Raw genomic sequence first — 24,948 nt, 5'->3', positions numbered from 1 at the left:
CTCGGCTGCGGCCGACTGCGTCCCGTCCCCGGATCGCATCGAAATCCGACAAAGCACTTATATTGTCGGTTTGACGTGCGACGTATGGACACGCGAACTGCCCTCCTGGCGGCCGCGGCCGCGGTGCTCGTCGTGAGCGCGGTCGGGGTCGTCGCCGCGCCGGACGCGCTCGACGACCCCCGCGAGGAGCCCGAACGCCCCGGCCGCGTCGACGTCGCCGGCATGGTCGTCTCGCCGGGCGAGGTGCGCGGCGAGACCGCGGAGCTCCGGCTCGGCCTCGACCTCCGACACCGCGGCTCGGCCGTCGAGAACGTCACCGTGCGCCACCGCGCGATCGGCGCCGACTCGGGCCTGCTCGTCGACGAGACGACGGTCGACGTCGGCACCGTCGACGGCGGCGGCGAGCGGACGATCGACGGCGCCGTCGACGTGGAGCGCTCGGGCGGCTACCGGATCGAGACCGTCGTCTTCGTCGACGGCGAGCGCCGAGAGAGCCGGACGACCCGCGTCGGCGGCGTGGCCGCGCTCACGCCCGACTACGCCGACTCGCGGGTGGGATTCACGGACGGGAACGTCTGGCCGACCGTCGCGGTCAGCGTGAGCGAAGCGGACAACCGGACCGCGACGCTGTCGGTCTCCGTCTCCGTGACCAACCGCGGTGACACGGCGTCCGAGCCCCTCGACCTCCGACTGCTGATGCGGCAGGCCGAGTCCAACGTGATCGCCGACGAGGCCCGCGAGACCGTCGGGTCGGTCCGCCCCGGGCGGACGGACACGGTGACGACGACCGTCGAGGTGCCCGCCGAGTACAACTACTACGTCGACGCGGCGCTGTGGAGCGACGACGTCCTCATCGACGAGACGCAGGGCGTCGCCAACCTGAACCCGCGGGAGACGATCTCGGCCGACGAGAGCGTCGAGGAGGTGGAGTTCTCCGTCGAGGACTTCGCGGGCGGCGACGGCGCGGGCGGCTCAGGCGACGACGCGGCCGACGGCGAGCGGCCCCCCGGCGACGGCAGCACCGCCGACGGCACGCCCGGGTTCGGGCCGGTCGTCGCGCTCGCCGCGCTCCTCGCCGCGGCGCTGTACGCCCGGAGGCGACCATGACGGGCGACGACCGGCCGGAGGCGAACGGACGGACGACCGACTCCGAACCCGACCGACCCGCGACCCAACCCGACCGACCCGCGACCGAACCCGACCGACCCGCGACCCAACCCATGACCGACACCGACGCAGACACGACCGAGACGGGCGAACCGACCGCGGCCGCCGAATCGGCCGCCGAACCGACCGGCGGCGATCGCGACCGATCGGCGGACAGCGGGATCGACCGGCTCTCCACCGACCGCCTCCGCGGCATCCTCGATCGGGTCGGCCTCGCCGCGCTGGTCCTGCTCGCGCTGATCGCCGGGTGGGGGTTCTACAGTCAGACCGGCGCCGCGATCCGGACGTGGCTCGACCCGGCCTACCAGCCGATCGCGCTGGCGACGTTCAACCTCGCGATACTCCTCGTCGCGCTCGCCGGCGTGGCCCACCAGCTCACCCGCATCCGCGCGAACGAGTAGTCGGGGCGGCAGGTGGAATACGTGCCGGGACGGCAGGTCGAACGCGCGCCGCCGCGACGCCTCACTCCTCCGGCAGGTCGTCCGAGCTGGCGGGAATCCGCTCCACCTGCCCGGCGAGTGTCGCCGCGTCGCCGGCGACCGTGGAGGGCTCGACGCCGGCCACGTTCGAAACCAGTCGGACGTGCGCCGCGAGCAGCGCGATCGCGCGGAGCCCCTCGCCCTCGGGCTCGTCTTCCGCCCGCTGTGCGAACGTCGTGTCGACCTCACCGTCGCGGATAATACCGACCTGTAGCGCCTCGATATCGTCGCTGTCGAGGAGGTCTCGGGCGCGGGCGAGCTTGGCGGCGAACTCCCCCTCGTCGGGGGTCTCGCCGGCGGCGGACTCGCCGTCGTTGGAAGGAGACCCGTCAGCGGCCGTCGCGTCGTCGTCGCTCATGAACAACCGTACGCGGAGCCGACGCAAAAGCGCGGCGTTCGCGCGGGGAAAATCGGGAACTCACAGCGTCGCGACGGACGGAACCGCGGGGCGGCCGGCGTTACTCGCTCGGCCGCGGGCGGGCGATGAACAGCGCCTCTTCGAGCGTGAACGGGTCGTACGTCGACTGGTGGCAGACGCAGTAGGTCCCGTTCTCGGCGTCGTACCGGGCGGACTCCTCTAACACCTTGTAGTCGGGAATACAGCAGAAGTGCGTACAGACGTTGAGGTACGCGATGAACCCCTGATCGGTGGAGGCCTCGAGCCACTCGTTGTCCGAGTTCGCGACGGCCTCCTCGATCCGCGGCGACCGGATGACGATGGCGTTCAGGTTGGTCTCGGCGTCCTCGGACCGCCACGTGACGGACGCCGGCTTCCCGACGCCGTCGTCGCCGATCCCGTTGCCCCACGTGTCGTAGTTGGCGAAGTCGTCGACGTGGATCCGCTCGCCCGCGTCGTACGTCTCGTCCTGCCAGTCGTACTTCCCGGGGGCGGCGCGGAACAGGTTGTCCGACTCGAACTCCGGCGCGATGTTCTCTTGGGACTCGACGCCGCAGTACTGGAACCACGCGCCGGTGTAGGTTTTCCCGCCCAGCTGCTCTTTCGCCACTTGGACTTCCTGTCCCTCCTGGGTTTCGGTCTGCGTCTCGGGCCAGATCCCCTCGATGAACCCGTCGTCGGTCACCTGCAGGGGAATCTGCGGGAGCCCGCGCGGCGCCGGACCGCCGGTCTGCCTGATCGTCGTGGCGACCGTCGCCCCGCCGCCGACCCCACCGGCGGTCGTCAGCGTGTTCACGGTCGCCGAACCCATCGCCCCGACGCCCGCGAGGGCCGCGCCCCCGACGACGCCCTTGACGAAGCGCCGCCGACCGGACTCGGCCGGATACTTGTCGGACTTACTCATACGCGTGGTTCGGGATGGATCGGTAAAAAGGGTGACGAACCCGCCACCCGAGGGGTCGGCCGACCGGAATCGGACGAAGCCGACCGATTCGGCTCCCCCGTGACGGAGAGCGGTGACCGAGCCTCCGATCGACGCACGATCGATCGGGATATTCACTCGATACCGAGGCAAACATTCGTTCAGACATCGCATTTAACCCGCGGCGACGGGTGTCACTGTGGTATGGAGTTGCACAATCGAGACGTGCGGACGGACGTCCGGGAGCTCGGCGCGCTCGTGGGGGACGTCCTCGCCGCACAGGCCTCCACGGAAGCGTACGAGACGGTGGAAGCGCTGCGGAACACGGCGATCCGATACCGGCGAGGGGACGCGGAGAGCCGAGCCGGGCTCCACGAGTCGGTCGGCGAGCTCTCGTCGAACCGCGAGGAGATCGTCGCCCGCGCGTTCACCACCTACTTCGAGCTGATCAACCTCGCCGAGGAGCGCGAGCGCGTGCGCGCCATCCGGAACGCCGACGACGAGGGCGCACTGCACGACTCCTTCGAGGCCACGATCGCGGAGTTCGCGGAGCAGGGCGTCGAGCCCGACGAGCTGCGCGAGCTGTTAGAGGACGTGCTCATCGAGCCGACGTTCACGGCCCACCCGACCGAGGCCCGCCGGGCGACGGTGAAGGCGAAGCTGCGGTCGATCGCCAACCACCTCGAGGACCTCGACGAGCGCAACCTCACCGACCGCGAGCGGAACGCGATCTGGCGCGACGTCACCGCCGAGGTGACGAGCCTCTGGGGCACCCGACAGGTGCGCCAGCGACGCCCGGAGCCGGAAGACGAGGCGCGCAACGTCGGCTGGTACCTGGAGAACACCCTCTTCGACGTCGTCGGCGACGCCTACGAGGAGTTCGAGGAGACCATCTCGAGCGAGTACGACGACGTCGACTGCCCGAAGCTGTTCGAGTTCCGCTCGTGGGCCGGCTCGGACCGCGACGGCAACCCCTTCGTCACGCCCGAGGTCACCGACGAGACGCTCGAGCGCCAGCGAGCGGTCGCCATCGAGAAGTACCGCGACCAGTGCAAGCGGCTCTCCGCCGTGTTGAGCCAGGACGGCGAGCGGTACGCGATCGACGACCGACTCACCGAGTCGCTCGCCGACGACGCCGAGCGGTTCCCGACCGTCGTCGAGGAGGCCCGCGAGCGCTACCCCGACGAGCCGTACCGCCAGAAGCTCCGGCTGATGCGCGAGCGGCTCGACCGCGTCGACGACGTCCGACCCGGCGAGTACCCCGACGGCGACGCCTTCCTCGCCGACCTCAACGTGATCGCCGAGTCGCTCCGGGCCGACGGGCAGGACGCGGTCCGCGAGTCGTTCGTCGAGCCGCTCCGCCGGCAGGTGGACACGTTCGGCTTCACGCTGGCCTCGCTCGACCTCCGCGACCACCGCGAGAACCACACCGAGGCCGTCGCCGAGGCGGTCGCGAGCGAGGGGGTCGACTACCGCGAGATGGACGAGGCGGCCCGCGAGGAGTTCCTCACCGAGGCCATCCTGCAGGACGACCCCGTCATCGACCCCGACGAGCCCGGCGACGTCTCCGAGACGACCGAGCGCGTGCTCGAGCGGTTCAGCGAGCTCGCCGGCTGGCAGGAGGAGTACGGCCAGCAGGCGATCGACACCTACTGCATCTCGATGACCGAGGAGCCGAGCCACGTGCTCGAGGTGCTCTTCCTGGCCGACCAGGTCGGCGCCGTCTCGCTGCCGGACCACTGCGGGCTCGACGTCGTCCCCCTGCTCGAGACCGAGTCCGCGCTCAACGGCGCCGAGCGCATCCTCGGGGCGCTGTTCGACAACGAGGCGTACGCGACCGCGCTGGAGGTCCGCGACGACGTGCAGGAGGTGATGCTCGGCTACTCCGACTCCAACAAGGAGAACGGCTTCCTCGCCGCGAACTGGGACCTCTACGAGAACCAGCGCCGGATCGCGCGGTTCTGCCGCGAGGAGGACGTCACGCTCCGGCTGTTCCACGGCCGCGGCGGCTCCATCTCGCGCGGCGGCGGCCCGATGAACGAGGCGCTGCTCGCGCTGCCGAACGAGACCGTCACCGGGCAGGTGAAGTTCACCGAGCAGGGCGAGGCGATCGCCGAGAAGTACGCCAACCCGCGGATCGCCGAGCGCGAGCTCGAGCAGATGCTCGACGCGCAGATCCGCGCCCGCCACGAGGCCAACGAGGAGCCCACCGAGGACGTCCCCGAGGCGTGGGTCGACGCGATGGAGACGATGGCGCCCGCGGCCCGCGAGACGTACCGCGACCTGCTGAACACGGACGGGTTCGTCGACTACTTCGGGCAGGCGACGCCCATCTCCGTCGTCGAGGACCTCAATCTCGGCTCGCGGCCCGCTTCCCGCTCCGGCGAGCGCACCGTCGAGGACCTGCGCGCGATCCCGTGGGTGTTCTCGTGGACCCAGACGCGGCTCATCCTCCCCGGCTGGTACTCGCTCGCCTCCGGCATCGACGCCTACCTCGACGAGGTCGGCGAGGAGACGGGACTCGAGACCCTCCGCGAGATGTACGAGGAGTGGCCGTTCTTCCGCACCACGCTCGACAACGCCGGGCTCGCGCTCGCTCGGACGGAGCCGGAGATCGCCGCCGAGTACGCCGACCTCGCCGACGACGAGCTCCGCGAGCGCTTCTTCCCGGAACTGATCGGCGAGTACGAGCGCGGACGCGAGCTCGTCCTCTCGATTAGCGGCCGCGACGGGCTCCTCCGGCGCGAGTGGCTCGAGGAGAGCCTCGACCGTCGGAACCCGTACGTCGACCCGCTGAACCTGCTGCAGGCGAACCTGCTCGGGCGTACGCACCGCACCGAGGAGGAGGAGCGCACCCTCCGGCTCACCGTCAACGGCATCGCCGCCGGGATGAAGAACACCGGATAGCGGGGCGCACGGCGGTTCCGTCGGTACTCCTTTTATACGACGTGGGTCCGTTCGCGACCGAACGACTCCGTCGGCCGTTTCGGCGATTCCGCGGGCCGACTGGCGGCGTCGCCGCTCGGAGTGCGGGCGGTCGTCTGCACTCCGGGCGACGGCCGCCGGTACCGATCGGTAGTCAGGGGGCTCGCGGCGGCTTCCGGGCCTCGATAGTGGCCGAGACGAGATAGTCACCGAGGTTGCGGTCGGCGTCCCAATCGCTGATGAACTCCGTGCTCTCGTCTTTGGGCGCGATCTCGATCGCCTCGAAGCCGGCGCTGTCGAGCATCGCTTCGAGATCCGAAACGGTCGACGCGCCGGCGACGCAGCCGGTGAGCGAGTCCGGGTCCGTCTCGACGTCGTCGGGGAACGGCGCGGTTCGGACGACGTCCGAGACGGCGACGCGCCCGCCGGGTTTGAGGACGCGATAGGCGTCGTCGAACACGGGCTGTTTTTCGGGGGCGAGGTTGACGACGCAGTTCGAGATGACGACGTCGACGGTCGCGTCGGCGACGGGGAGGTGACTGATCTCGCCGAGCCGGAACTCGACGTTGTCGACGTCGTTCTTCGCGACGTTCTCCCTCGCTTTCGAGACCATCTCCGGGGTCATGTCGACGCCGATGACCCGGCCGCCCGGGGAGACCTCCCGCGCGGCGAGAAAGCAGTCGAAGCCCGCGCCTGAGCCGAGGTCGAGCACCGTCTCGCCGGGCGCCATCTCGGCGAACGCCTTCGGATTCCCGCACCCGAGACCGAGGTCCGCACCGTCGGCGACCGACGCGATGTCGTCCGTCTCGTACCCGAGGCGCTCGCTCCCGGTCGCGCCTTCGCTGCCGTCACAGCACCCGCCGTCGTCGACGTCGACACCGACGTCGCCGCAGCAGTCCGTCCCCCCCGCGGCGATGGCTCCGTAGCGTTCGCGCACCATCTTCCGAGTCTCTTCGGGGTCGCGCTCGTCGGCCGCCGGCTCGTTACTCACGGCTACCTCGCAGGTCGTCGAGCGTTTCGAGGAGAACCGCAGTCGCCTCGGTCGGTTCGTAGTACCGCCAGGACCCCTCTTTACGGCGCGTGACCAGTCCCGCGGTGTACAGGCGGGAAAGCGCTTGGCTGACGGCGCTCTGGCTGACCCCGACCGCGGCTTCGAGGTCGCAGACGCAGACGCCGTCGTCGGCGGTCGCGACGCGGCGAAGCAGCTCGTATCGCGTGTCGTTCGCCATCGCGGTCAGTAGTCGGAGGTCCGTCGCCATGGCGTCCGAGTCGACGTCTCCGGGCGGTGCACAGCAGGCGACGGTCCCGTCCGCGGTTTCGTCGGTGACCGTTCCATCACTCATATCAACTATAGCTTATACAAGCGTCTACTAATATGTGCCGCTGAGGAACCGCGCACGACATCGGAACGGGCCGAAACCGTCGCTAAATCCGCTATCACCGCCATTTGACCCCGTAGGTACGCTCGCGAGAGGAGTGTGCGCAGAGACGCTTTCCGAGGGCGCTTTTCGAGCAACGCCCACGTTCGAGGGCGTGTGAGCCGCGGACGGACGCGTTGAGGCGCCGGTCTCGACTACTGAGTAGGAATTCTATATAGCGGTATAAGATATATTCGCGAGAGAACGGCGAGCGCGTCGCTCAGACGGATCCACCGGAGGAGGGGCCATCGGCGTCGGAATCGCCGGAGACGCGACCGAGAGCCGCGGCTGGAGCGGGCGAACGGTTCAGAAAAAGCGAATCGGCGGTCTACGCGTAGCGTTCGAGTTCCGGGCGGTCGAGGTCCTCGAAGACCTCGGCGGCGACCTCGGAGAGGAACGCCTCGCCCTCGTCGGAGAGGCGGCGGCCCTCGCCGGCGGCGGTCGTCACAAGACCGTCCTCCTCGAGCGCCTGCAGCGACGCGCGGATGAGCTTGCGGGAGCCCGAGGAGTGGCGGCCGGGACGGACGATGTAGCGGTTCGAGCCGCGCTTCTTCGAGCCGTACTCGGTGGCGAGCCGCTCGATGCCGATCGGCTCGTTCTGGGCGACCTTGCGGAGGAGGCTCGCGGAGCGCACGTACCAGAAGTCCTCCTGTTCCGGCGGGAGCTCCTTGCCGGAGCCGCTCTTGGCGAACTCGACCCAGTCAGGCTCGTCGATCCGGTCCTCGAGTCGTGCGGCGACCTCCTCGATGAGGGCGTCCGCCGGCACGTCGTAGATGGTTACCATTGAGTATCGATTCACCCTAGCGTCGTTTAAAACCATCGTATCGGGAGAGCCCCGTGTTAGCCGTTTTCACGGGGTTGCGGGCTTCTACCGGGACCTCGGGCGAGGCGAACGCGGGCGGAAGCGCTACTCGACGTACTCGTACTTCCGCTCGTTCATCCGACCCCAGCCGGTGAAGACGAACTCCCCGTCGGGCTGGGTGAACTCCTCGATCTCGCGTTCCACGTCCATGTCGTACTCGTGGACGTCGTGGACGTCCTCGTACTCCTCCCACGTGAGGTCGTATCGCTCGGCGAGCTGGTCGTCGATGTCGAGCCCCTCGATTTCGGCGCGCCATCCCTCGCGGATCGTCTCCGCGTGGATCTCCGCCTGTGCGCCGGAGCCGTACGAGGCGACGAGCAGCGTCTCGCCAGCGAACGACCGGTCGCGCGTCAGAGCGTCGCGCAGCGCGCTGACGCGGGCGATGTGGACCGAACTCGTGTACCAGTTGCCGACCTCCCGGGAGAGCCCCAGCGTCGGCTCCACGACGGTGTCGTACCACGTCTGGTACTGGTCGGTGGTCTTCAGCTCGTCCATGTAGTCGCGAATGGCCGCCTCGTACGCCTCGCGGTCGGCGAAGTCGGCCTCGCGCGGCTGGCGGCCGATCTCGTCTGCGAGCTCGTCCTCGTGCTCCGTGTCGCGGATGACGTGCCGGTACGCCAAGAGGGCCGCCTTCCGGACCATTCCCGGGAACGGCGTGTGGAACGGGGCGTACGCGAAGTCGTCGAGTTCGATGTCGTCGGTGACGGACTCGTAGTCCTCCAGCGCCTCCCGCATCCGGGAGAGGTACACCTGCACGGAGCGTTTCCCGTCGACGCTCGGGAACTGCTGGTTCGGTTTCAGGAAGTCCGTCTCGTCCTTCGAGCCGTACCCCTGATCGGTCGAGAGGGCGACGATGGAGGGGTCCTCGTCGATCAGCATCGCGACGGCGCCGGCGCCCTGCGTCGCCTCACCGGGGTCGCCGCGGGCGTACAGCGCGGTGTCGGTCGTGATGACGATCGCCGGCCGGTCGCGGTTCCGCCCGGCGCGGATCCAGTTGTACGCGTCGTCGATGGCCTGCGTGCCGGCCAGGCAGGCGAACTTGCGCTCGCCCTTGTTGGCGTGGGTGAAGTCGCCGTCGTATACCTGTTCGAGACAGCCCGCGATGTACGTCGACACCGGCTTCGAGTGGTCGAACGCCGACTCGGTGGCGACGTCGATCCGGCCGATGTCCGCCGGCTCCAGCCCCTTCCGGTCCATCAGCCCCTTCGCGGCGTTCGCGCCCATCGTGACGATGTCCTCGTAGACGTCCGGGAACGAGGAGTTGTTGAGCCCGAGCCCCTTCGTGTACTTCTCCGGGTCGTCGCCCTTCTCCGGCGCGAACGTGCCCGGTAAGTCGAGCTTGAGCTTCCCGGTCCAGATCTCGACGGCGTCGATGCCGACTTCGGTCATGAGCGGTTGTTCATGAGGTGGGCATATGGCTTTGTCGATGGTGGGTTACGTCGATTGTGGAACCGATTTAGCGTGATCTGATTCGAATATCGAGACTCTTACCGGATTGCTGTATGTTCACAATCGAGGATTCTGTTGTAATGCTATCACGAAGATTGTTCAGTTCCGATTGAGTTGCACTTTCATAACTTGCCGCATCGAACAGATCGCGCTCTCCCTGCGCGAGTCCGATATCATTTGCTGCTTCTGTGGTCAATTCAAACGTGTTTCCGTCGATGACGACGGTTTTTTGACTCCAGTCACCACCTACTTTCCCGCCGGGATCATCTCTAATAGTGACTTGGATTGCGTTCGATGAGCCGTCAGAATTTTCAATATCGAAGTTTGTGTTGATCTGCTCATTATTTTTAAGACCCATATACGAAATCACATTAACAGTTGCAGGGCCTCCGCTACCCCTGTCACTACCTCCAATAGCCGCATTATCGTTTTGTGCCGCTTCTTCTGGCGCTTCCCCCACACCGACTGTATCCAAAGTCAGGTTCTCGGCAGTCGTATTGAGCGTCAGGTTGTAGACGCCGTCGCCGTTCGCATCGTCCGTAACACCTCTGTAGATATCGCTATCTGTCGGGAGATCGGTCTCGTTTTTCCAGTCGTCCTCGCTCAGCCGCGTCGGAACGGTGACGGTCAGGTCGCCCTCAGGAAGCGTCTCAGTGACGTTGTCGGCCGGCCGGAGCTCTAGCGTTACCCGACCGGCCCCGCTCCGGCGGAACTCGTTCTGGAGGGCTACGACCCGGACTTCCCCGTCACTGGTGACGAGCTCTTGATCCTCGATCACCGCGATTCCGCCGCCCTCGTCGCGAGCGTCGACGTAAAGCACGGAGGCGTCGTACCACGTCGGCGACTGGTCGATTTCGTTGTAGCCTGGTCGATACTGGATGAATCGGGTAGAGACGTTCACAGACTCACCGGAACCCTCAATCGTGATATTGTACGAATCCGTCGTCCGTATGGTCCCAGCCGGGTCTGGCGGATTAATCGCGAATATGCGGGTCGAATAGGTGGTGCCCAGCCGAACCGTCTGATACTGCGGTTGGTCGACACTCCCAGCTTGCAGAATCCCCGCTCTGAGCTCGACGAGGTCGTTTCGGACCTCCTCGAAGTGCTCGAACTCCGTCTGCGCGTTCTGCTGCGGGACCACCTGCACCTGATACAGCGAAAGCGCGAGGATCAGGAACCCGAACAGAATCACGGTCCCGATCACGACCGACTGGCCCCGACGGTCGTGGCTGAATCGCATTAGGAGATATCGGACCCGGACACGTATAAAAGCCTCCGCCCGCCGTCTCAATCGCGATAACCGTCTCCGCGACCCCGCACCTCACTCGCCGCCCGCTTCCCGTCGCGCCGTCAGCCACGCCGACGTGGCGGCCACGACGCTCGCGAACCCGCCGACCAGCACCGCTTGCGTCCAGTTTGCCCCGAGCAGGTACCCCGTGACCAGCGTGACGAGCACGAAGGCGATCACGACGGAGCCGATTGTCGGAGCGAACGAGTCGGGGTTCGAATCGGTCATACCCGGATCTGCCCCGGCCGGGCGATAAACCGGCCGATCGACCGAGGGTCGGGCCGGTCGTAGTATCGGAGTGAATTGAGCGTCCGCACCGCTAATAAATTGTATACCGCGATATCAAATTATCTTCGCGGCGCTCACCCCCGTCTCCCGACCGGTCCGTTTTTGCGCGCGGCGGCTGTCTCCGCGCGTATGGCGAAACAGCCGCACCTGCTGGTCGAGGAGGGCGACGTCCACGAGATCGCGGTCATCCCCGGCGACCCGGGCCGCGTCGACCGGATCGCGGATCTGTGCGACGACAGCGAGCTCGTCGCGCAGAACCGCGAGTACAAGGTCGTCAACGCGAGCTACGAGGGGACCGACCTCACGATCTGCTCGACCGGGATCGGCTGCCCGTCGGCCGCGATCGCCGTCGAGGAGCTCTCGCGGGTCGGCGTCGAGACGTTCCTCCGGTGCGGCACCTGCGGCGCCCTCCAGGCCGACATGGAGGTCGGCGACATGGTGGTCGCGACGGGCGCCGCCAAGGAGGAGGGGACGAGCAAGCGCTACGAGTCGGTCGAGTACCCCGCGGTCCCCGACTACGACGCGCTGCGCGAGCTGGTCGGCGCCGCCGAGGCCAACGACGAGGAGATCCACGTCGGCCCGATCGTCTCCGACGACGCGTTCTACAACGAGGACGAGTCGTACGTCGCCGACTGGAACGACGCGAACCTGCTCGCGATCGAGATGGAGGCCGCGACCGTCTTCGCGCTGGCGCGCCGCAAGGGGCTCCGGGCCGGCGCGATCTGTACCGTCGACGGGAACCTCGTCGCGGGCACCCAGAAGGGCGCGGACTCGGACGACGAGCTCCCGGAGAAGGCCAAGGACAACGTCGAACGCGCGATCCGGATCACGCTGAACGCGGTCACAGAGCTGTAGGCGGCGTCGCGCGGCGGGGTTCTCTCTACTCGTCTTCCGCTCGGAACTCCACTAGCGTCAGGTCCCGGTCGAGCGCGCAGGTGTCGTGCGGCGGCTCGCCGAGCACCTGGTCGATCACGCGCTCGTCGTCGAAGTCGGCGCCGTCGGGGACGCAGTAGCCGTGGCTCGGGCACTCGGTGTGCGGGCACGGCCCCGCGAGCGAGACGCGGCTGCCGGCGTACGCCTGCTTCGACGGGACGTTCGCTGGGACCGGCGCGGGCTCGACTTCGACCGCCCGGACGCCGGCGTCGTGGACGGCGCAGTCGAGAACCTGCGCGTTCTCGCGGATCCCCGTCACGCGGTACCGGGTCCCCTCTGAGAGGTTGAGACACTGGCTCCGGTAGGGGCACCCCTCGCAGTCGGGCGACTCCCCCTCGTAGACGAACTCGCGCCCCGTGTCCGCGAGCCGCGTACCGATGAGCGTGACCGTGGTCATGGGCGACACGACGCTCCGCGCCGCCGTAAGCCTCCCGCCTCGCGGGGGACGCAGGAGAGACCCGGGCGGTCCGGAGTGCCGACCGCCGGGAGCGCAAGCCGGAGGGCAAGACACATCCCCGGCCCCCGGCAACGACGACCGAACGAATGATCGCGGGGCTCGCGCGGGACGCGAAACGAGAGGCGGAGGCGGCGAACGAGCGGCGCGTCCTCGTGTGCGCCGGCGACCACGACCGCGGGATCGACGCGGCGTACGACGCGATCGAGGCGGTCGACCCCGACTCGACCGCCGTCGTCTCGACGCGCGATGGGTTCCGGTTCGAGGAGCACCGGCCACGGAACGCGGACGAGCTGCTCGGGCGCACCCGCGAGATCGTCGTCCTCGACTGTCACGAGCGGTTCGTCCCGAACGCGCTCGGCCGGTGCGTCGGCGCGGTCGACGGCGGCGGCCTCCTCGTCCTCCTGACGCCGGCGCTCGACGAGTGGCCGGCGGTCCGCGACCGCTTCGACGACTCGCTGGCGGTCCCGCCGTATACCATCGACGACGTCACGGGGCGCTTTCGCGAGCGGTTGGTCGACACACTGCGCGCGCACCCGGGGATCGCGATCGTCTCGCTCGGGGAGGACGGCGGCGAGGACGACGTCGTCGAGCGGGACGGGCTGACCGGCGGGCCGGTAGACGGAGCCGGCCCGAGAAGCCAACCGACCGTCCCGCCGGACGCGACGTTCCCCGCCGCGGCGTACGAGGCGTGTCTCACGGCCGATCAGGTCCGGGCGGTGCGCGCGTTCGAGTCGCTGTCGACCCCCGGCAACGCGGTCGTCGTTGAGGCCGACCGCGGGCGGGGGAAGTCGAGCGCGGCGGGGCTCGCGGCGGGCGCGCTCGCGCTCGCCGGCGCCGACGTGCTCGTCACCGCCCCCGCGGCCCGCAACGCCGCCGAGGTGTTCGCGCGGGCCGAGGAGCTGATCGGGGGATCCGACGCCGAAAGCGACGGGGCTCCGCTCGGGGAGAACCGCCGCGTCGACGCGCCGGGCGGCGGGCGCGTGCGGTACCTGCCGCCCGCCGAGGCCGCGGAGCTGCCCGGCGACCCCGACGTCGCGATCGTCGACGAGGCGGCCGCCCTCCCGGTGCGGCTGCTGGAGGGGTTCCTCGACGGGTCGCTCTCGGTCGCGTTCTGCACGACGGTCCACGGCTACGAGGGGGCCGGCCGCGGCTTCGCGATCCGGTTCCGCGAGCGGCTGCTCGACGGCCCGCTCGCGGTGCGGGACGTCCGCCTCGACGAGCCGATCCGGTACGCGCGGAACGACCCGGTCGAGGCGTGGGCGTCGCGGGCGCTCCTGCTCGACGCGCGGCCGGCGGTCGACGAGGCGGTCGCGGGAACGGCGGTGGCGGACGCGACGTACCGGACGCTCGCGCCCGACGACCTGCTCGCGGACGAGACCCTGCTCGGGGAGGCGTTCGGACTGCTCGTCGCCGCTCACTACCGCACCGAGCCGAACGACCTCGCGCGGCTGCTCGACGCTCCGAACCTCTCGGCGCGGGCGCTCGTCGCCGAGGGGCGGGTCGTCGCGGTCGCGCTGCTCGCGCGCGAGGGCGGGCTGGACGCCGAGACCCGCCGAGCGATGTACGAGGGCGAGCGCGTCCGCGGCAACATGGTGCCGGACGTGCTCACGAGCCAACTTCGCGACGAGGGCGCCGCCGAGCCGCGGGGGATTCGGACCGTCCGGATCGCGACCCACCACGCCGTCCGGGACGAGGGGTTCGGCTCCCGCCTGCTGGAGGAGATCCACGCCGAGTTCGGCGGGGCGGGCGGTGGGGTCGACGGCGCGGGGGGCGGCGACCGGGACGAGGTCGACTACTTCTCGGTCGGCTACGGCGCGACCCCGCGCCTGCTCCGGTTCTGGCGGCGGGCGGGCTACCGGACCGTCCACCTCTCGACCTCCCGCAACGACGCCTCCGGCGAGTACTCGGCGATCATGGTGCGACCGGTGACCGCGGCCGGCCGGGACCTGCTCGACCGCCACGCCGCCGCCTTCCGCGACCGCGAGCGCGACGGGCTCTCCGACGCCCACCGCGACGTCGACCCCGACGTGGTCGCCGGCGTGCTCCGCGCCTGCCCGGCGCCGGTCCCCGTTGACCTGACCGAGACCGAGTGGCGCTCCGTCGTCGGCGCGTCGTTCGGCCCCGGGATGTACGACAGCGCCCCCGGCGCGTTCCGCGACCTGGCGATGGCGGCGCTCGTCGGCGTGGACGACGGCTCCGAGGCGGGCTCGGCCCTCGACGCCCGCGAGCGACGCCTGCTCGTCCGGAAGGTGTTACAGGGTCGGCCGGGCGCGTCGGTCGCCGACGAGCTCGGCTACGTCTCCACGGCCGCTTGCATGCGCGCGCTCGGCGACGCGTACGAGCCGCTCGTCGAGCGGTACGGGACGGAGCTCGCGCTCTCGGAGCGCGACCGGTTCACCGTCGAGTGACCCCGCGGCCGCGGCGGTTCGGGGCCAACACCGAAGGCGGTCGCGAACGGAGAGCCGGTATGACCGCCGATGCGAACGATCCCCCGACCACCTGCACGGAGTCGGACTGCGACCGGCCGGCGGCCGTTCGCCTGCGCGTGCCGTGGGACGCGGACCGCGCCGTCTGCCCGGCCTGTGCGCGGGCGCTGGCCCAGCGGGACGGCGTCGTCGCGGAGCCGCTCTCCGGTCACGAGGACGCGTGGCCGTGACGGGTTGAAAAGGCGTTCGGGACCGCTTACAGCGACCGCGCCATCATCACTTCGTCGACGTATTCGCCGTCGATCTTGTAGTGGTCCTCGCGGGTCGCCTCGGTGTGCCACCCGTGCGTCTCCAAGAAGTTCCGTGCCTCCTCGTTGGTGGCGGGGACGCTGTTGTACAGCTTCTCGAAGTCGTTCTCGCGCGCCCAGGTTGACCCCTTCTCCAGCAGCGTCGTCCCGATTCCGCCGCCGCGGTACTCGTCGAGGACGCCGACCGTGAGCTTCGCCGTGTGGCGGAGTTTCCCGGTCTGTGGGAGGTCGAGGTGGACCCAGCCGACCACCTGTTCCTCCACGGTGGCCACGAAGAACATCCGCGACTCGGCGCTGTTGTTCCGCAACAGGATCTCCTCGTAATCGATCAGGTCGGCGACGGTCTCCGCCTCGATGTACGACCCCTCGTTCGCCACCTGCCGGATGATGCCGACGAGCCCCGAGAGGTCCGCCTGTCGCGCGGTCCGGATCGTGAAACGGCCGTCGTCGTCGTGCTTGTGGACGACTCCCGAGTCCGTGTCGAACGCGATCTCGAGCTCGCCCTCGTCCTCCCGCACGTAGCCGTCGCGTCGCAACACGGCGAGGTGGTGGCCGAACGCCTCCTCGTCGAATCCGAGCTCGCGGCGCACCGCCTCCGCCGAGACCGACCCGCGCCGCTCCACGTACTCGTAGATGTCTTTCCGGTCACGGTTCTCGATCGAAACGCGTTGCGCGAGCTCCATGGTTCGTGGTACCACACAACAACAGATAAGTATTCCCCACGATCGATCGTGTTTGTTACTTCGCCTGACCGCGGGCGTGGGGTCGCAGCTCGCGGCGGCCCGCGACTCACGGCTCGTCGCGATGCGTCCCCGTGAGCAGCGCCGCCACGTCGGTGATGTCGTGCGTGTCGATCAGCAGTTCGGCGGCCTCGCGGACGGTCGCGTCCGGGTCGGCGTCGACCCCTCGACACCGGGCGTACACCGCCAGCCAGTCGCTCGTCGCGGCGTGAAGGCGGTCGAGTTCCCGCCCGGAGAACCTGACCGGCTCGTCCGCCGTGCGCGCCTCCACGTAGACGCCGACGACCGGCCCGAGCCCGTCGCGCGCCGCGACCAGCGCCGCCTCCTCGCGGTCCGAAACGGCGGTTCCCGCGAGTTCGAGCTCCGTCAGTTCGGTATCCCCGAACCGCTCGCGCGCGGCGCGGGCGTCCGCCGCGAGCGACGCGATCCGGTCGGCGTACCGAGAGCGCGTCCCCGCCACGTTACCCTTCCTTGAACTCGACGCCCTTGCCGCCGCTGGGGTGTTCCCACTCCGTGTCTGCGACGACGGCGCAGGTGCCGCACTCGACGCACGGCTGCGTGTCGAGGCTGACGACGCGCTTCTCCTCGCCGTTCGTCCGAACCGTCTCGTCGCGGTAGCAGCCGCCGCCGAACTCCTCGGCGCTCACCGGACAGGCGGTCACGGCGGCCCCGCTCGCCTCGTAGCTCTCGTCGCGGAGCTCGATGTGCGGGTCACCGACGTCGTAGGTCAGGTCGCCGATCCGGTCCGCGAGGTCCGGCGGACGAACGCCGGCCTCGTCGTCGGCGGGCGAGCGCTCCTCGATCGGCTCGCCGAGGACCTCCGCGATCCGCGTCGGCACGTCGACGTACGAGAACCGGGTGTCCGGCACCATCCCGAGCAGCAGCGGGGAGTTGAACGCGCGCTCCGCGAGCCCGTCGAAGGCCCGCAGGCCGGCCGCGCCCAGCGACGACTCGACTAAGGCGCTCCCGATCCGGTTCACGGCGTCGTGCTCGGAGACGGCCCGTGTCGCCCGGTAGCGTCGCGGGCGGAGCTTCTCCATCACGCCCTCCTCGCGGAGCTTCCGCTCGTAGAGCTCGCCCGCCTTCGAGGCGTCCCCTCGCGTCCGGGCCTCGACGAAGGCCTCGGCGGCGAGCCCGCCGGCGGTCACGGCGTGGTTCATCCCCTTGATGATCGGCCCCTGCGCCTGCATCTGGCCGGCGGCGTCGCCGACGAGCAGGAGCCGCCCGCGGTGCGGCGAGGGATGTGCGACCTTCTTCGAGTCGGGAACGAGCTTCGCCGAGTACTCGCGCTCCGCGTACTCGCCCTGGAACCAGCGGTCGAGCAGGGGATGCGTCAGGAGGCCGTCGAGCAGCTCGTGCGGCTCCGCCCGCTGTGCGGTCAGCGAGTCGAGGTGGAACACCGTCCCGATCGACAGCGAGTCCTCGTTGGTGTAGAGGAAGCCGCCCCCGCGGACGCCGTCGAACAGGTCGCCCGAGAACAGGTGGGCCGCGCCGCCCTCCGGGTCCACGTCGAACCGCTCGTTGATGACGTCGGGCTCCATGTCGACGACCGCCTTCACCCCCTGGAACCAGTCTTCGGGGTCGTCCCAGTCCATGAGCCCGGCGTCGCGCGCCAGCTCGGAGTTGACGCCGTCGGCGGCGACGACCAGGTCCGCGCGGATGGGGTCGAGCTCGTCGCAGGTGACGCCGACGATCTCGCCGTCCTCGCGGAGCAGGCCGTTGACTCGGACCCCCGTGAGCAGCCCGCCGCCGGTCTCGCGGGTCAGCTCGTGGACGCGCTCCGCGAGCCACGAGTCCATCCGTCGGCGCAGCACCGCGTCACACCAGTCGGTGTCGTGGTTGTGGATCCGGTCGAGGTCGAACGTCTTCACGCGGTCGCCCGCGACGTTGTGCATGTGGTACTCGTCGATCGGGCGCTCGGACGCCGCCTCGCGGAACCCGGGGAACAGCCCGTCGATCGTGTAGGGCGCGGACTCCTCGGCGTAGATCAGCCCGCCGGAGACGCTCTTCGAGCCGGCGTCGACGCCCCGTTCCAAGACGAGCGTCTCGACGCCCTGCTTGGCCAGCGCCGCGGCCGCCGCCGCGCCGCCGGGGCCCGCCCCGACGACGACGGCCTCGTAGTGCTCGTGATCGGCCGATTCGCCGGCGTCGACCGCGTCGGCGTCAGTCATCGGCCACCCCCTCCATCGCCGCGACGGAGCCGTCGCCCTCGACCGCCGCCGTCAGCCGGGGTAACACCTCGAATAAGTCGCCCTCGACGAAGTAGTCGGAGAACTCGCGGATGTCGGCCTCGGGGTCGTCGTTGATCGCGATGATCGTGTCGGACTCGTCCATGCCGACCTTGTGCTGGACCGCGCCGGAGATGCCGGCCGCGACGTACACGTCTGGCTCGACGACCTGCCCGGACTCGCCGATCTGTCGCTCCTCGCTGATGTAGTCCTCGACGTGGCTCGCGAACTCGTAGGAGGCGGTGATGACGCCGCGCGAGAGTCCGAGCGCGGCGTCGTCGAACGCGTCCACGAGGTCGACGCCGAGCTCGATCCCCTCGGTGGGGTCGTCGCCGATCCCCCGACCGAGCGCGACGATCACGTCGTGGCCGGTCAGGTCGATGCCCTCCTCCAGCCGGTCGTGCTCCACGACGTCGACCTGGAACCAGTCGTCCGGGAGGTCGAGGTCGTGTTCGACGACCTCGCCCTCGCGCTCCGGGTCCGGGTCGGGGAGGTCGAAGGCGCCCGGGATGACGCTGGCGCCCTGCGGGTGGAAGTCGCGGTGCGGCTTGTCGATACAGAGGATAGTCGAGTACTCGAACCCGGAGAAGTCCGGGCGGGGCATGTGGAGCACGCGCTCGAACTCCTCGCTGTCGCCCGGCTTCCCCGTCTTCGCCGGGTTGGAGATCATCGCCTCCTCGATGTACAGGTCCGAGCAGTCGGAGGCGAGCCCGGAGTCGAGCTCGGCCTGCACGAGCGCGGAGAGGTCGCGCCCGTTGTGCGTCGCCGGGAACACGGTGTAGCGGGGCTCGTGGTAGTCGCGCCACTCCGCCTCGAAGTCCCGGCACATGTGCACGAACAGCTCCGTGTACGGCTTGTGCCGGAAGCGGTCGAGCCGGTCGTCCTCGTGGTAGACCGCGCGGTCCGCGCCGTAGGCGATCGCCTCCTCGGCGAGGTCGGCGACGTCGTCCCCGATGAGGACCGCGATCACGTCCTCCTCGTCGCCGTATCGCTCGGCGTAGTCGTCCAGCAGCTCGTCGGCCTTGCCGAGGATCTCCTTCGAGGCGTCGACGAGCTCGCCCCGCTGGGTCTCGCAGTACACCCACATGTCGCGGTACGTCTCGCCGGAGACGCCCTCGACGTACGTCTTGTCGGCGGTCGGGTGGTCGAGGTTCGGGTGTTTCTCCTCCGGCGGCACGTACTCGGCCGCCTCCTCGTCGTCCCCCTGCTCGGTTCCCTCGATCGCCTCGATCCGACTCTCGATCCGCGTGACCGCGCCGTCGCGGTCCTCGCCGTCCCGTTCGCGGTCGAGCAGCTCGCGGAGGACGTCGGGGTCGTCGACCCCGCGAACCATGTTGGCGACCTCCGCGATCGACAGCTCCGCGGGGTCGACCTCGGCGGGATCGACGTCCTCGTCACCGCCTTCCGCCTCCGATTCCAGCGTCTCGATCCGGCTCTCGATCAGCGTCTTCACCGGGGCGCGGTCCGGCCCCTCGCGCTCCAGCTCCAGCATCTCCTCCAGCTCGCCGAGGTCGTCGACGCCGTTGACCTTCGGGCCGAGGTCCGCGATCTCGTGGTCGGTGGGGTCGATGTCGACCATCGTCAGTCACCCCCCGCGAACGGCGCCAGTTCGTCCACGACCGCGTCCATTCCGTCGGCGTCGTCCGGGGAGACTACCGTCGCCTCGCGCTCCGACGGCTCCTGCGCGATCGGGTCCACGCCCGCGACGATCGTCGGCGACCCGTCGAGCCCGATGAAGTCCGGGTCAAGGTTGAGATCCTCGTGGTTCCACGTCGTGAGGTGCTCCTCGTACTCCGCCGCGCGCTCCGTCGTCTCCTCGCGGAGGTCCTTATATCGGAGCTGGTGGGCGGCCTTCCGGTAGCTCGGCTCGAACTCCGGGTCGGTGACGACCAGCGCCGGGAAGTCGGTCTCGACGGTCTCGATCTCCGCCACGTCGCCCTTGACCAGCCGCTTCGCGCGGAGCGTCTCCTCCTCCGGGTCGACGTCGAGCGCGACCACGTGGGTCACGAGCGACCGGTCGGGCAGCGCGTCGTTCATGTGGTGACACCAGGTCGTCTGCGGGCCGGTGTGCCCCGTCTCCCCGTCGGCCGTCTTAAATCCCGCAACGATCAGGTCCGGCTCGGGGTCGAGCTTCGAGAGCCCCGTCGCGACGGTGATCGACGTGGCCCAGGTGTCGGCCGCGGCCATCTCTCGATCGGAGAGGAGATAGAGATCGTCGGCGTACACCTCTCGCATGCCCTCTTGGAGGACCTCCTCGTACCCCGGCGGCCCCATGCTCAGCAGGGAGACGGTTCCGCCGTGGCGTACCTTTTCCTGCAGCGCCGCCCGCAACGCGACCTTGTCGTTCGGGTTCATGACCGTGGGCGTCTTTCCGCGCTCCAGGTGACCGTCCTCGTCGAACGCCACCTTTCCCTCGCGGAAGTCTGGGACGCCTTTTGTCAGGACAACTGTGTGCATCGTTGGTATTCCTCAGCCGACGATTATCACGATTCCTAATAGTCCTTTGTGCGAGGTTACGCGATCGGACGGGACCGGACGCGACCGCGCGGTACCGGAAAATCTCCGCAGGAACGTATCGTTTCGAGGGGAAACCGCGGAAAGTCCGTTGCGAACGCCCGAACTCGAAGTTTCAACCGGCGAGGAGGAGGCCGTTGCAGGTTACCGACGGAGCGGATGGCGTCTCAGATGCGGCCGGCCCGGCCGGGGTCGACGTCGATCGCGTCGACCGGGCACACGTCGACGCAGAGCATACAGTCGATACACTGGTCCTCGTTGGTGGGGTTCGCCTTGATCTCGCTTTCGGGGTGGCCGGGCGTGTCGACCCACTCGAACACGTCGACCGGGCAGTCCTCCAGACACGCGCCGTCGGCCAGGCAGATGTCGAAGTCGACGGCGACGTGGGTGCCGCGGATACCGAGCTCTTCCGGCGAGTCGACCGGGCCCCACACCGCCACGCCGTTCTCCTCACCGACCTGTTCGCGGGTCTCCTCGAAGTTCGGGTCGATGGTCATGTATACACGGACACTCCGCTGCTCGGCATATAAATCCGGCGACGGGACGGGAGACGCCGCTGAACGGTCGAAAACGACGGGCCGGGTCGTCGGAGGCCGACGTACGGGACGACGGCGACCGGGCTACCCGTCGGTCGGCGGGCGGACCGGCCCGAGGCGGCTCACGGGTGCGCGTAGTAGGCGACGAGGTCCTCCTCGCCGGTCGGTCCGTACGCCTCGCCCGTCGGCTCGGGGGCGAAGTCGTCGAGGCGGACGAACCCGACGCGCTCGAACTGGACCACGTCGTCGACGGCGGCGTCCGCGATCGCGGGCTCGGCGAACCCGCGCACGTCGCCCTCGATCGTGCGCATGAGCGTCTCCAAGCTCTCGTCCGCGGGGACCCAGTGAACCACGTCGACGTCGCCCTCGCGGACGACCTCGATGTCGTCGCCGACGTACTGGAACGCGTTCCGGGTGTATCGGACGCAGCCGAACCCCTTGAGCCAGACGCGGTCGCCGCGTCCCGGGAGGTCGGACTCCTCGATCAGCACGCGCCCGGCGGGGACCGTGCGGGTGCCGCGCTCTTCGTGATCGGGATGCAGCGGCGGGTGTCCGGCCTCGGGGCCGCCGACCACGTCGAGTCCGACCGCGGGGTCGTCGTCGCGGTCGCGCACGAGGAAGTACCGATCCGCGTCGTCGTCGACCAGGTCGCGGTTGTTCGCGTACACCGACGACATCGCGAGGTCGACGTCGGAGGTGGACATCCCCAGCGCCGTCATCGAGTCGACGAGGGCCTGCCCCCGGATGCCGCGGCGGCGCATCGACCGGATCGTCGGCGCGCGCGGGTCGTCCCAGCCGGTCAACTCGCCGTTCTCGATGAGTTTTTTGATCGTCGACGTGGAGAGCGTCACGTCGTACTCGTCGACCTGCACGTGGCCCCAGTGGAGCACCTCGGGGTACTCCCAGTCGAAGTAGTCGTAGACGAACCGCTGGCGCTTCGCGGAGTCCTGGAGGTCGATGCCGCGGATGATGTGGGTGACGCCCGTGAGGTGGTCGTCGACGCCCGACTGGAAATCGAGCATGGGCCAGCACCGGTACTCGGCCGCCGCCTCCCGCGGGTGCGGCGTGTCGATCATCCGGAACGCGACCCAGTCGCGCAGCGCCGGGTTCTTGTGGTCGATATCGGTGCGCACGCGGAGCACCATCTCGCCGGCGCCGTACTCGCCGTCAACCATCGCCGAAAACTCCTCGTGGACCGTCTCGCGGTCCTTCTCGCGGTGCGGGCACGCCTCGGCGTCGTTCTTGAGCGCGGAGAACTCCTCGCCGGAACACGAGCAGGTGTACGCGCCGCCGGCGTCGATGAGGTCGCGGGCGTGCTCGTAGTAGGTGTCGAGCCGGTCGGAGGCCTTCAGCACGCGGTCGGCCTCGAAGCCGAGGTACTCGATGTCCTCCAAGATGGCGTCGTACGCGTCCAAGTCGGGTCGCTTCGTCTCGGGGTCGGTGTCGTCGAACCGGCAGATGAACTCGCCGTCGTACCGCTCCTGGTACGTCCCGATCACCGCGGGCATCCGGGCGTGGCCGACGTGCCACGGGCCGTTGGGGTTCGGCGCGGCGCGCATCACGACCTCGCCCGGCTCGGCGTTCGGGAGGTCGGGGAGGACGCGGTCGTCCTCCTCGTCTTCGGCCTCCAGCTCCGCGAGCTTGTCGGGCGCGAGCTCGGCGAGCCGGTCGCGGCGCTCGGCCTCGTCCATGTCGGCGATCCGGTTCACGACCGGCGCGACGACCCCCGGGATCTCGTCGCCGTGCGGTCGAAACTCGGGGTTCTCGCCCATGAGCGGGCCCATGATGGCGCCCACGTCAGGGTCGCTGCCGTGTTTGAGCGCGTTGAACAGCGCGGCGGCCTCGCCGGCCGCCTCGACGCGCTCGCGGAGTTCGTCGTCCATGCCCGTCGGTTGGCGGGGTCGGCTCAAAAGCGCCGCGGAACGGCGGCCTGCGGGAGGCTGCCGAGGAGGGACGCCCAGAGAAACGGCGTCGGAGGGACGGCCGCGGCGGGGGCCGCGGAGGGGGAGTCCGCGGGTAGGGGCGTCAGGAACCAGCGCCCGGACGGACTTAAACGACCGAGACCATTCACGGCCCGAACGGGGCGATTTCGGACCGAGCGGGCCGTGAACGGTCGATACGCTTATCAACAACGGACAGGTTAAGATGTCGAATAGTCGCGGTTCGCCGGCTTGATGTCGGGTCGCGCCGTGGGTGAGGCATGGACACGAGAGCGGCCCGACGCGCCCCCCTATCGGCGGAGGGATCGGCGTGGTAGGACCCATGTCGGACGCGGAGCGCGACGCGGGGAACCGCAAGATCAAGGCCGGCGTCCTCCTGCTCGTGGCCGTCTCGCCGCCGCTCATCGCCCTCCAGTGGGGAGCGACGCCGGTGGAACTGCTCGCCGCCCTCGGCGCCGGGATCGTGTTGGGAGCGCTGCTCGTGTGGTACCTCGGCCGCCTCGCCGACGAGTTCACGGGCGGGTCGCAGCGGCCGGGTCGGCGACGATAGGGACCGGGTCGGCGACGACAGCGCTCGGGTCGCGCCTGCGCTCAGTCCCCGTCCGCTCGCGGGAGCTTCTCGCCGACGACGACCTCGCCCGCGCGGTCGCCGGCGACCGACCGCGACGACGACAGCGGCGAGACGCTCACCTCGCCCTCCACGGCCGCGAGTCGGTCGGACCCCGCGTCGTCGGCGACGTCCCCGCGGAGGAACTCCCGCCAGAAGCGGTCGCGGAGCTCCATCCCCATCTCGCCGCGCCGCTCGCCGAACTCCCATCCCTCGGGGACGTTCTCGTCGTTCGGACCCTCCTCGCCCGGTCGGAACTCGATCACGTCGAAGCCGCGCGCGGGCTCCGTCAGCCGATAGGTCGGGTCGCTCGCGGTCTCGTCGTCCGCGGCCGGCGCGTTAACGTTCAGCACGTCGGCGCCGAACGGGAGGGTCAGCCCTCCCGTGTCCCCGTCGCCGCCCGCTTCCGTCCCGTCCTCCGCGCGGTCGAGGAGGTCGAGCGTCGCCTCGGCGGCGAGCGCGAAGTCGCCGGCGTCGAGGGTCGGTGGCACGGGGAGGTTCCCGCGGTCGTACAGCGAGACGGCGATCGCGGACGTCCCGAGGAACGCGGCCTCCATCGCGGCGCCGACCGTTCCGGACTGCCCGAGGATGTGCGCGCCGATGTTCGGCCCGTGGTTGCAGCCGGAGACGACGACGTCCGGGTCGAGCCCGAGCGCCACCTCGGCGACGGCGACGCAGTCGGCGGGCGTGCCCTCGACCGCGTAGCCGGCGTCCGTCTCCGTGTACTCCACGGTGGTCTCCCACCACGATCGGGCGCCGCCGACCCCGGACTGGTTCTGCTTCGGCGCGACGACGGTCACGTCGTGCTCGCGGGAGAGCGCGTCCGAGAGCGCCCGGATCCCGACGGCGTCGATCCCGTCGTCGTTGGTGAGGAGGATCTCGCGGGTCATGGAGGACACTGCGGCGGGCCGAGTCAAAACGTCGCCGGTAGCGGGCGAACGCGGTGGCAGAGAGAGGGATGAAAACGGGGATCCGACGCGGGAACCGGCAGGCGTCGGGCGGGTGGTACTCCGGGGGCGGTCAGCGGAGGAAACGGCGGGCGGGGTCGTCTCCGGTCTCGAACC

At 69.6% G+C, this 24,948-nt stretch carries 24 protein-coding genes; 7 read left to right on the top strand and 17 right to left on the bottom strand.

All coding sequences use genetic code 11. The features are described 5' to 3' along the window. Window positions 1-84 precede the first annotated feature (84 nt). Together Hrr1229_RS18370 and Hrr1229_RS09280 are read left to right on the top strand one after the other, a co-directional pair. Window positions 85-1,107, top strand: a complete 1,023-nt coding sequence (locus Hrr1229_RS18370) for a PGF-CTERM sorting domain-containing protein (protein ID WP_123113163.1) — start codon at window positions 85-87, stop codon at window positions 1,105-1,107. After that, window positions 1,104-1,568: a hypothetical protein gene (locus Hrr1229_RS09280; RefSeq protein WP_123113164.1), complete on the top strand. Its 465-nt coding sequence runs from the start codon at window positions 1,104-1,106 to the stop codon at window positions 1,566-1,568. The genes Hrr1229_RS18370 and Hrr1229_RS09280 overlap by 4 nt, the downstream gene beginning before the upstream one ends. A 61-nt stretch (window positions 1,569-1,629) precedes the next feature. Here Hrr1229_RS09280 and Hrr1229_RS09275 read toward each other — a convergent pair whose 3' ends face one another. Further along, window positions 1,630-2,004 carry a hypothetical protein gene (locus Hrr1229_RS09275; protein ID WP_123113165.1) on the bottom strand — a complete coding sequence of 125 codons (375 nt, stop codon included), beginning with the start codon at window positions 2,002-2,004 and terminating at the stop codon, window positions 1,630-1,632. A 100-nt stretch (window positions 2,005-2,104) separates the two neighbouring features. Beyond that, a complete protein-coding gene (locus Hrr1229_RS09270; protein ID WP_123113166.1) occupies window positions 2,105-2,947 on the bottom strand; it encodes a ubiquinol-cytochrome c reductase iron-sulfur subunit in 843 nt (280 codons plus the stop codon). Window positions 2,948-3,169: 222 nt separating this feature from the next. On the opposite strand from Hrr1229_RS09270, the gene ppc reads away from it, so the two are divergent. After that, window positions 3,170-5,872, top strand: coding sequence for a phosphoenolpyruvate carboxylase (ppc, locus tag Hrr1229_RS09265; RefSeq protein ID WP_123113167.1), 2,703 nt, complete (start codon window positions 3,170-3,172; stop codon window positions 5,870-5,872). Window positions 5,873-6,044: 172 nt separating this feature from the next. Here ppc and Hrr1229_RS09260 read toward each other — a convergent pair whose 3' ends face one another. The 6 genes from Hrr1229_RS09260 to Hrr1229_RS09235 form a co-directional block, all read right to left on the bottom strand. Continuing rightward, window positions 6,045-6,881, bottom strand: a complete 837-nt coding sequence (locus tag Hrr1229_RS09260) for an arsenite methyltransferase (RefSeq protein WP_123113168.1) — start codon at window positions 6,879-6,881, stop codon at window positions 6,045-6,047. After that, on the bottom strand, window positions 6,874-7,233 hold the full coding sequence (locus Hrr1229_RS09255) for a metalloregulator ArsR/SmtB family transcription factor (RefSeq protein WP_123113169.1): 360 nt from the start codon (window positions 7,231-7,233) through the stop codon (window positions 6,874-6,876). Before Hrr1229_RS09255 ends, Hrr1229_RS09260 begins: the two co-directional genes overlap by 8 nt. 403 nt (window positions 7,234-7,636) lie before the next feature. After that, entirely contained in the window at window positions 7,637-8,092 is a 456-nt protein-coding gene (locus Hrr1229_RS09250) for a 30S ribosomal protein S19e (RefSeq protein ID WP_123113170.1), read from the bottom strand. A gap of 123 nt (window positions 8,093-8,215) precedes the next feature. Next, window positions 8,216-9,559 carry a hydroxymethylglutaryl-CoA synthase gene (gene hmgB, locus Hrr1229_RS09245; protein ID WP_123113171.1) on the bottom strand — a complete coding sequence of 448 codons (1,344 nt, stop codon included), beginning with the start codon at window positions 9,557-9,559 and terminating at the stop codon, window positions 8,216-8,218. Between the two features lie 67 nt (window positions 9,560-9,626). Next, window positions 9,627-10,859, bottom strand: a complete 1,233-nt coding sequence (locus Hrr1229_RS09240; protein WP_123113172.1) for a hypothetical protein — start codon at window positions 10,857-10,859, stop codon at window positions 9,627-9,629. 81 nt (window positions 10,860-10,940) lie between these two features. Further along, window positions 10,941-11,135: a hypothetical protein gene (locus Hrr1229_RS09235; protein WP_123113173.1), complete on the bottom strand. Its 195-nt coding sequence runs from the start codon at window positions 11,133-11,135 to the stop codon at window positions 10,941-10,943. 189 nt (window positions 11,136-11,324) lie between these two features. Between Hrr1229_RS09235 and Hrr1229_RS09230 the strand changes: the two genes are divergently transcribed. Then, on the top strand, window positions 11,325-12,050 hold the full coding sequence (locus Hrr1229_RS09230) for a nucleoside phosphorylase (RefSeq protein ID WP_123113174.1): 726 nt from the start codon (window positions 11,325-11,327) through the stop codon (window positions 12,048-12,050). A 25-nt stretch (window positions 12,051-12,075) separates the two neighbouring features. Here Hrr1229_RS09230 and Hrr1229_RS09225 read toward each other — a convergent pair whose 3' ends face one another. Then, entirely contained in the window at window positions 12,076-12,525 is a 450-nt protein-coding gene (locus Hrr1229_RS09225) for a UPF0179 family protein (protein WP_123113175.1), read from the bottom strand. A gap of 146 nt (window positions 12,526-12,671) precedes the next feature. Here Hrr1229_RS09225 and tmcA point away from each other — a divergent pair, with 146 nt between their 5' ends. Both tmcA and Hrr1229_RS09215 read left to right on the top strand, forming a co-directional pair. Then, a complete protein-coding gene (gene tmcA / locus Hrr1229_RS09220; RefSeq protein ID WP_123113176.1) occupies window positions 12,672-14,993 on the top strand; it encodes a tRNA(Met) cytidine acetyltransferase TmcA in 2,322 nt (773 codons plus the stop codon). A gap of 59 nt (window positions 14,994-15,052) precedes the next feature. Continuing rightward, on the top strand, window positions 15,053-15,241 hold the full coding sequence (locus tag Hrr1229_RS09215; protein WP_123114874.1) for a hypothetical protein: 189 nt from the start codon (window positions 15,053-15,055) through the stop codon (window positions 15,239-15,241). A gap of 26 nt (window positions 15,242-15,267) precedes the next feature. Here the strand turns inward: Hrr1229_RS09215 and Hrr1229_RS09210 are convergent, their stop codons facing one another. The 7 genes from Hrr1229_RS09210 to Hrr1229_RS09180 form a co-directional block, all read right to left on the bottom strand. Next, the gene (locus Hrr1229_RS09210; RefSeq protein ID WP_123113177.1) at window positions 15,268-16,002 is read right to left on the bottom strand and encodes a GNAT family N-acetyltransferase; all 735 of its coding nucleotides are present in this window, start codon (window positions 16,000-16,002) and stop codon (window positions 15,268-15,270) included. Window positions 16,003-16,108: 106 nt separating this feature from the next. Beyond that, window positions 16,109-16,519, bottom strand: a complete 411-nt coding sequence (locus Hrr1229_RS09205) for a hypothetical protein (protein WP_123113178.1) — start codon at window positions 16,517-16,519, stop codon at window positions 16,109-16,111. 1 nt (window position 16,520) lies between these two features. Beyond that, on the bottom strand, window positions 16,521-18,230 hold the full coding sequence (locus tag Hrr1229_RS09200) for an FAD-dependent monooxygenase (RefSeq protein ID WP_123113179.1): 1,710 nt from the start codon (window positions 18,228-18,230) through the stop codon (window positions 16,521-16,523). After that, window positions 18,223-19,866, bottom strand: coding sequence for an electron transfer flavoprotein subunit alpha/FixB family protein (locus Hrr1229_RS09195; RefSeq protein ID WP_123113180.1), 1,644 nt, complete (start codon window positions 19,864-19,866; stop codon window positions 18,223-18,225). Before Hrr1229_RS09195 ends, Hrr1229_RS09200 begins: the two co-directional genes overlap by 8 nt. Window positions 19,867-19,868: 2 nt before the next feature. Next, entirely contained in the window at window positions 19,869-20,744 is an 876-nt protein-coding gene (locus Hrr1229_RS09190) for an electron transfer flavoprotein subunit beta/FixA family protein (protein WP_123113181.1), read from the bottom strand. Window positions 20,745-20,968: 224 nt separating this feature from the next. Then, window positions 20,969-21,298: a ferredoxin family protein gene (locus Hrr1229_RS09185; RefSeq protein ID WP_123113182.1), complete on the bottom strand. Its 330-nt coding sequence runs from the start codon at window positions 21,296-21,298 to the stop codon at window positions 20,969-20,971. Between the two features lie 161 nt (window positions 21,299-21,459). Then, complete coding sequence (locus Hrr1229_RS09180) at window positions 21,460-23,220, bottom strand: glutamate--tRNA ligase (RefSeq protein WP_123113183.1); 1,761 nt, start codon at window positions 23,218-23,220, stop codon at window positions 21,460-21,462. A gap of 379 nt (window positions 23,221-23,599) precedes the next feature. Here Hrr1229_RS09180 and Hrr1229_RS09175 point away from each other — a divergent pair, with 379 nt between their 5' ends. Continuing rightward, entirely contained in the window at window positions 23,600-23,827 is a 228-nt protein-coding gene (locus Hrr1229_RS09175; RefSeq protein WP_123113184.1) for a hypothetical protein, read from the top strand. A 41-nt stretch (window positions 23,828-23,868) separates the two neighbouring features. Here the strand turns inward: Hrr1229_RS09175 and surE are convergent, their stop codons facing one another. Continuing rightward, window positions 23,869-24,774 carry a 5'/3'-nucleotidase SurE gene (gene surE, locus Hrr1229_RS09170; protein WP_123113185.1) on the bottom strand — a complete coding sequence of 302 codons (906 nt, stop codon included), beginning with the start codon at window positions 24,772-24,774 and terminating at the stop codon, window positions 23,869-23,871. Window positions 24,775-24,948: the final 174 nt, after the last annotated feature.

It is taken from the genome of Halorubrum sp. CBA1229 (assembly GCF_003721435.2).
Taxonomy (GTDB): domain Archaea; phylum Halobacteriota; class Halobacteria; order Halobacteriales; family Haloferacaceae; genus Halorubrum.
This window is presented reverse-complemented; position numbering and strand designations above follow the sequence as displayed.